This is a genomic window from Acidimicrobiales bacterium (genome assembly GCA_036399815.1).
Classification (GTDB): Bacteria; Actinomycetota; Acidimicrobiia; order Acidimicrobiales; family DASWMK01; genus DASWMK01.
Genome location: DASWMK010000267.1, coordinates 1 through 5,777, shown reverse-complemented (window position 1 = coordinate 5,777; position 5,777 = coordinate 1). Strand labels below are relative to the sequence as shown.

Below are 5,777 nucleotides of genomic sequence, written 5' to 3'. Positions count from 1 at the left end.
CCGCCGTGCACGACTGGTGCGGCCTGGCCGCGGAGGTCGCCGCGTTCGTCGCCGGCCTGCACCGGCTCGACGCCGCGGGCGCGCCGCCGGCCGGCCCGAGGGGCGGGCCGCTCGCGCCCCACGACGGCGAGGTCCGCCGGGCCGTCGCCGGCCTGGCCGGGCTGGTCGACACCGGCCGGGCCGTGGCCGTGTGGGAGGACGCGCTGGCCGCCGGTCCGTGGCCGGGCCCGCCGGTGTGGGTCCACGGCGACCTGCTGCCCGGCAACGTGCTCGCCCGCGGCGGCCGGCTGGCCGGGGTGGTCGACTGGGGCGCGGCGGGCGCCGGCGACCCCGCCTGCGACGCCATGCTGGCCTGGTCCCTGCCCGCCGGGGCCAGGGCGGTCTTCCGGGCCGGGGCGGAGCTCGACGACGCCGCCTGGGCCAGGGCCAGGGGCTGGGTCGTGCAGCAGGCGGCGCTGTTCATCCCCTACTACGCCCGCACCATCCCGGCCGGCGTCGAGGCCGCCCGCCGCCGGCTCGACGCCGCCCTCGCCGGCTGAGGCCCGGCACTACGGTCGCGGCCATGGCGAACGTCGAACCGATCCCCTCCGACTACCCGAGGGTCATCCCGTACCTGAGCATCGACGGCGCCGCCGAGGCGATCCGGTTCTACTGCGACGTCCTCGGCGCGACCGAGCGGGTCCGCATGGACGCGCCGGGCGGCAAGGTCGGCCACGCCGAGCTCGACGTCGACGGGTCGGTGATCATGCTGGCCGACTCGTTCCCGGACATGAGCCCGCCCACCCCGCGCGCCCTCGGCGGCACCCCGGTGACCCTGATGGTGTACGTGGCCGACGTGGACGCCGTGCACGCGAGGGCCCTCGCGGCCGGGGCCACGGAGGTCTCCCCGGTGCAGGACCAGTTCTACGGCGACCGCTCCGGCCAGTTCGAGGACCCCTTCGGCCACCGGTGGCACGTCGCCTCCCACGTCGAGGACGTGTCGCCCGAGGAGATGGAGCGGCGGATGGCGGCGCAGCAGGGCGGCGGCTGAGGCGGCCCGGATGGCCGAGGTCCTCCTGTTCCACCACGCGCTCGGGCTGACCCCCGGCGTCCACGCCTTCGCCGAGGAGCTGCGCCGGGCCGGCCACACCGTGCACGTGCCCGACCTGTTCGACGGCCGCACGTTCGACGACCTCGGGGCCGGCGTGGCCCACGCCGAGGAGATCGGCTTCGGCGAGGTCGTCGAGCGGGGCGTGCGGGCCGCCGACGGGCTGCCCGAGGCGCTCGTCTACGCCGGCTTCTCGCTCGGCGTGCTGCCGGCCCAGAAGCTGGCGCAGACCCGGCCAGGGGCCCGCGGCGCCCTGCTGTTCCACTCGTGCGTGCCCGCCTCCGAGTTCGGCCCGTGGCCGCCGGAGGTGGCCGTGCAGGTCCACGCCATGGAGGCCGACCCCTGGTTCGTGGACGAGGGCGACCTCGAGGCGGCCAGGGAGCTGGTCGACGCCGTGCCGAACGGCGAGCTGTTCCTGTACCCGGGCGACGGGCACCTGTTCGCCGACCCGAGCCGGCCGGCGCACGACCCGGACGCCGCCTCGCTGCTGACCCGGCGCGTCCTGGACTTCCTCGCCGCCAGGGGATGACCACCAGGGTGCGGCGCCTCGGCCGGGACGAGGCCCGCCGCATCGCCGTCCGGGCCCAGCTCCTCGACGCCGAGCGCCCGCCCGACCTCGCCACCGTCGTCGACCGGCTGACCCTGCTCCAGCTGGACCCGACGGCGGCGGTGGCGCCGAGCGCCGACCTCGTCGCCTGGAGCCGCCTCGGCGACCGGTACGACCCGGCCGAGCTGCGGCGGGGGCTCGAGGTCGACCGCACCCTGTTCGAGCACCGGTCCCAGGAGGCGCCGACCGAGCCGGCCGTCGCCATGGTCCGGCCGATGTCGAGCCTGGGCCTGTTCCTCGCCGACATGGCGGCCGCCCCCCGGTACGCCTCGGCCCGCGACTGGCTGGCGGCCAACGACGGCTTCCGCCGGCGGGTGCTCGACCGCCTCAGGGAGGCCGGCCCCCTCCAGTCCCGCGACGTCCCCGACACCTGCGAGGTGCCGTGGGCGTCGAGCGGGTGGACGAACGACCGCAACGTCACCCAGATGCTCGAGATCCTCGCCGCCTGCGGTGAGGTGGCGGTGGCCGGGCGGCGGGGCCGCCAGCGCCTCTGGGACGTCGCCGAGCGGGTGTACCCGCCCGGCGTCGTGGCCGTGCCGGCCGACGAGGCCCGCCGCGCCAGGGACGAGCGTCGCCTCCGGTCCCTCGGCGTCGCCCGCCCGCAGGCCGTCGGCGACGCCGGCGCGCCCGTCGAGGTCGAGGGCACGGCGGGGGAGTGGCGGCTCGACCCCGACGCCACGGCCGACGGGTTCGGGGGGCGCACGGCGCTGCTGTCGCCGTTCGACCGGCTGGTCCACGACCGGCTGCGGGCCGCCGAGCTGTTCGACTACGAGTACACCCTGGAGATGTACAAGCCGAGGGCGCAGCGGCGCTGGGGGTACTTCGCGCTGCCGGTGCTGCACGGCGACCGCCTGGTCGGCAAGAAGGTCGACGCCACCGCCGACCGGAAGGCGTCCCTGCTCCGGGTCGACGCGGTGCACGAGGACGTCCCGTTCACCCCGGCCGTGCGCGGCGCCGTCGACGACGAGCTGCACGCGCTCGCCGCCTGGCTCGGCCTCGCCGAGGTCCACTTCGCCTGACCGGCCGCCGCCGCCACCCGCCACACTCGCGGCATGCGACGGAGCGACCCCTCGTGACCCGCGGACGGGACTTCCGCCAGGTCGACGTGTTCTCGGCCGAGCCGTACCTCGGGAACCCGGTGGCGGTCGTGCTCGACGGCGACGGCCTCGACGACGACGCCATGCGGCGGTTCGCGGCGTGGACGAACCTCTCCGAGACGACGTTCGTGGTGCCACCGTCGTCGCCCGGCGCCGACTACGGCCTGCGCATCTTCACGCCGAGCGGCGAGCTGCCCTTCGCCGGCCACCCGACGCTCGGCTCGGCCCACGCCTGGCTGGAGGCCGGTGGCTCGCCCGCCTCGGCCGACCTCGTCGTGCAGGAGTGCCCGATCGGGCTGGTCGAGCTGCGCCGGACGGGCGGCGGCCTGGCCTTCGCGGCCCCCGAGCTGCGCCGCACCGGGCCGCTCGAGGACGAGGTGCTCGGGCGCGTCGTCGCCGCCCTCGGCGTGGCGGCGGAGGACGTCGTCGCCCACCAGTGGGTCGACAACGGCCCCGGCTGGGCCGCCGTCCGGCTGCCGTCGGCCCGCCACGTGCTCGCCCTCGACCCCGACGACGAGCTCATGCGCGACCTGATGGTCGGCGTCGTCGGCGACCACGAGGACGGCGGCGGGCACCGCTACGAGGTGCGGGCGTTCGCGCTGCCCGCCGGCGTGCGGGAGGACCCGGTCACCGGGAGCCTGAACGCCGGCCTGGCCCAGTGGCTGACGGGGGCCGGCGAGGCGCCGGCGTCCTACACGGTGAGCCAGGGGACCCGCCTCGGGCGCCGGGGGGTCGTCCGCATCGAGGCCGTCGACGGCCGGGTGTGGGTGGGCGGCGCCAGCGTCACCTGCATCCGGGGCACGGTGGACCTGTAGGTCGCCGGGCGGGGCCCGCCGGCGTGGTACACCTTGCGCCGCGCTGGCGCGGCGAGGAAGGCGGAGGACGATGACCGACAGTCGGCGGGTCCACACGGTGGTCGACAGCCCCGTCGGGCCGCTCACGCTCGTGGCCGAGGACGGCGACCTCGTCGGGCTGTGGATGCAGGGCCAGGCCCACCGGCCGCCGACGACCACGTTCGGGCCGCGGCGAGACGAGCCGTTCGCCGAGGTGACCGAGCAGCTGGCGGCCTACTTCGACGGCCGGCTGACCACGTTCTCGGTGCCGGTGCGCCTCGAGGGCACCCGCTTCCAGCGGGCCGTGTGGCAGGCCCTGCGCGACGTGCCCTACGGGACGACGGTCTCCTACGGCCAGCTGGCGGCCAGCATCGGCTACCCCGACGCCGTGCGGGCCGTCGGCGCCGCCAACGGCCGCAACCCGGTGCCGATCGTCGTGCCCTGCCACCGGGTGGTGGCCTCGGACGGCCGGCTGACCGGCTACAGCGGCGGCCTCGACCGCAAGCGCTGGCTCCTCGCCCTCGAGGCCGGGCGGCCGATCCTGCCCGCCGCCTGACCGCCGCCCCGGCGGCCGCCGGTTCCCGTTTCCCCCGGCGGGTAGGTCTGGGTGGTGCGACGGGCTGGCGTGGTGAGCGCAGCGGTCGGGCACGGCCCTGGCGACCACGTCTGCTGGGTGTACGACGGCGAGGAGGCCTGGCGCGACCTGGCCGCCGTCTTCCTCCACGACGGCGCCCCGGCCCACGACGGCCTGCTCTACGTGGGCGGCAAGGACGAGGCCGGCCTCCTCGACGACCTCGCCGGGCTGCCGGGCCGGGACCGGATGGTGCGCACCGGGCAGCTGCGGGTGCTCCCCCTCGACCGACCCGACGGGCGGCGGTCGGCGTTCGAGGGCGAGCGCCACCTCGCCACCTACCGCTCCGAGTCCGACCGGGCGCTGGCCGCCGGCTACCGCAGCCTCCGGGTGGCCGTCGACCTGTCGCCCCTCGCCGCCGGCCCGGCCGACGGGCCCCGCCTGGCGGCGTTCGAGCTGCTCGTCGACGCGCTGGTCGACCGGGCCCCGCTGTCCGCGCTCTGCGGGTACGACGCCGCCGTCGTCCACCGGACGGCGACCGACGACGCCGCCCTCGTCCACCCCCTCCGCAACGACGGCCCCCACGGGCCGGCCGGCGCCGTGTACGCCGACGGGCCCGGCCGGTGGCGGCTGACCGGCGAGATCGACGCCGCCGCCCACCTCGCGCTGGAGTCGGCCCTCGCCTCCCTCCCCGCCACCGCCGACGTGCACTTCGACCTCGCCGACCTCGACTTCATCGACCTGCGGGCCACGAGGGCGCTCGTCCGCCTGGCCGGGCGGCTCCGGCCCGGCCGCCGCCTCGTGCTCCACGACCCGCCCGAGATCCTGAGCCTGATCCTCGAGTCGGGCTGGGGCGACGTCCCCGCCCTCCAGGTCGTGCCCTCGTGACGGGGCCCCTCGTCCACAACGCGGTGGTGTTCGGCGCCGACGACGAGCTCGTCGCCAAGGTCGTGCCGTTCCTGCGGGCCGGCGTGGCCGCCGGCGAGCCGGTGCTGCTCGGCGTCGACGACCACGAGCGGCGGCTCCTGCTCGACGGTCTCGGCTCCGAGGACGGGGTGACCGTGCTCGACGGCGACCACTACGCCCGCCCGTACCGGGCCGTGCGGCGGAACCGCCGCACCTACGACGAGCTGCTCGGCGCCGGCGCCCCCCGCGTCCGGGTGGTCGGGGCGCCGTCGCCCGCGCCGGAGAGCTGGCACCAGTGGTGCCGGTACGAGGCGGTGATGAACCACGTCGCCGGCGACCTGCCCGTGTGGGCCATGTGCCTGTACGACCGGCGCGCCGCGACCGGGCGGGTGCTGGCCGACGTCGCCCGCACCCACCCCCACGTCGCCGGCCCCGACGGGTCGCCCGAGCCGAACCCCGACTACACCGACCCGGCGGAGTTCCTCGCCGAGCGGGGCCGGGAGGACGTCGACCCGGTCGAGCAGACCCCGCCGGGCCTGCACCTGGCCGACCCGTCCCCTCCCGCCGCCCGGCGCGGCGTGCAGGCGCTGGCCGCGACCACGGGCCTGTCGGCGCGGGCCCTCGACGGCCTGTCCCTCGCCGTCACCGAGGTCGTCACCAACGCGCTCGTGCACGG

The 5,777-nt window shown here is 77.4% G+C and carries 8 protein-coding genes; all 8 read left to right on the top strand.

Annotated features, from left to right (window positions below; translation table 11 throughout):
• Positions 1 to 539, top strand: a 539-nt coding sequence (locus VGB14_20290; protein ID HEX9995273.1) for a phosphotransferase, incomplete at its 5' end; no start/stop codon positions are given.
• A gap of 23 nt (positions 540 to 562) precedes the next feature.
• A complete protein-coding gene (locus tag VGB14_20285) occupies positions 563 to 1,030 on the top strand; it encodes a VOC family protein (GenBank protein HEX9995272.1) in 468 nt (155 codons plus the stop codon).
• Between the two features lie 10 nt (positions 1,031 to 1,040).
• Entirely contained in the window at positions 1,041 to 1,616 is a 576-nt protein-coding gene (locus VGB14_20280; protein HEX9995271.1) for a dienelactone hydrolase family protein, read from the top strand.
• A complete protein-coding gene (locus tag VGB14_20275) occupies positions 1,613 to 2,713 on the top strand; it encodes a crosslink repair DNA glycosylase YcaQ family protein (protein ID HEX9995270.1) in 1,101 nt (366 codons plus the stop codon). The genes VGB14_20280 and VGB14_20275 overlap by 4 nt, the downstream gene beginning before the upstream one ends.
• 53 nt (positions 2,714 to 2,766) lie before the next feature.
• On the top strand, positions 2,767 to 3,606 hold the full coding sequence (locus VGB14_20270) for a PhzF family phenazine biosynthesis protein (GenBank protein HEX9995269.1): 840 nt from the start codon (positions 2,767 to 2,769) through the stop codon (positions 3,604 to 3,606).
• 70 nt (positions 3,607 to 3,676) lie between these two features.
• The gene (locus tag VGB14_20265; GenBank protein ID HEX9995268.1) at positions 3,677 to 4,180 is read left to right on the top strand and encodes a methylated-DNA--[protein]-cysteine S-methyltransferase; all 504 of its coding nucleotides are present in this window, start codon (positions 3,677 to 3,679) and stop codon (positions 4,178 to 4,180) included.
• A gap of 72 nt (positions 4,181 to 4,252) precedes the next feature.
• Positions 4,253 to 5,083 (top strand): MEDS domain-containing protein, encoded by an 831-nt coding sequence (locus VGB14_20260; protein HEX9995267.1) that lies wholly within the window; start codon positions 4,253 to 4,255, stop codon positions 5,081 to 5,083.
• On the top strand, positions 5,080 to 5,777 hold a 698-nt coding region (locus tag VGB14_20255; GenBank protein HEX9995266.1), incomplete at its 3' end, for a sensor histidine kinase. The genes VGB14_20260 and VGB14_20255, both read left to right, overlap by 4 nt.

Excerpts from the sequence above, each read along its gene's own strand:
- VGB14_20265 (HEX9995268.1), top strand. The coding sequence starts at position 3,677 with ATGACCGACAGTCGGCGGGTCCACACGGTGGTCGACAGCCCCGTCGGG.
- VGB14_20275 (HEX9995270.1), top strand. The coding sequence starts at position 1,613 with ATGACCACCAGGGTGCGGCGCCTCGGCCGGGACGAGGCCCGCCGCATC.
- VGB14_20285 (HEX9995272.1), top strand. The coding sequence starts at position 563 with ATGGCGAACGTCGAACCGATCCCCTCCGACTACCCGAGGGTCATCCCG.
- VGB14_20280 (HEX9995271.1), top strand. The coding sequence starts at position 1,041 with ATGGCCGAGGTCCTCCTGTTCCACCACGCGCTCGGGCTGACCCCCGGC.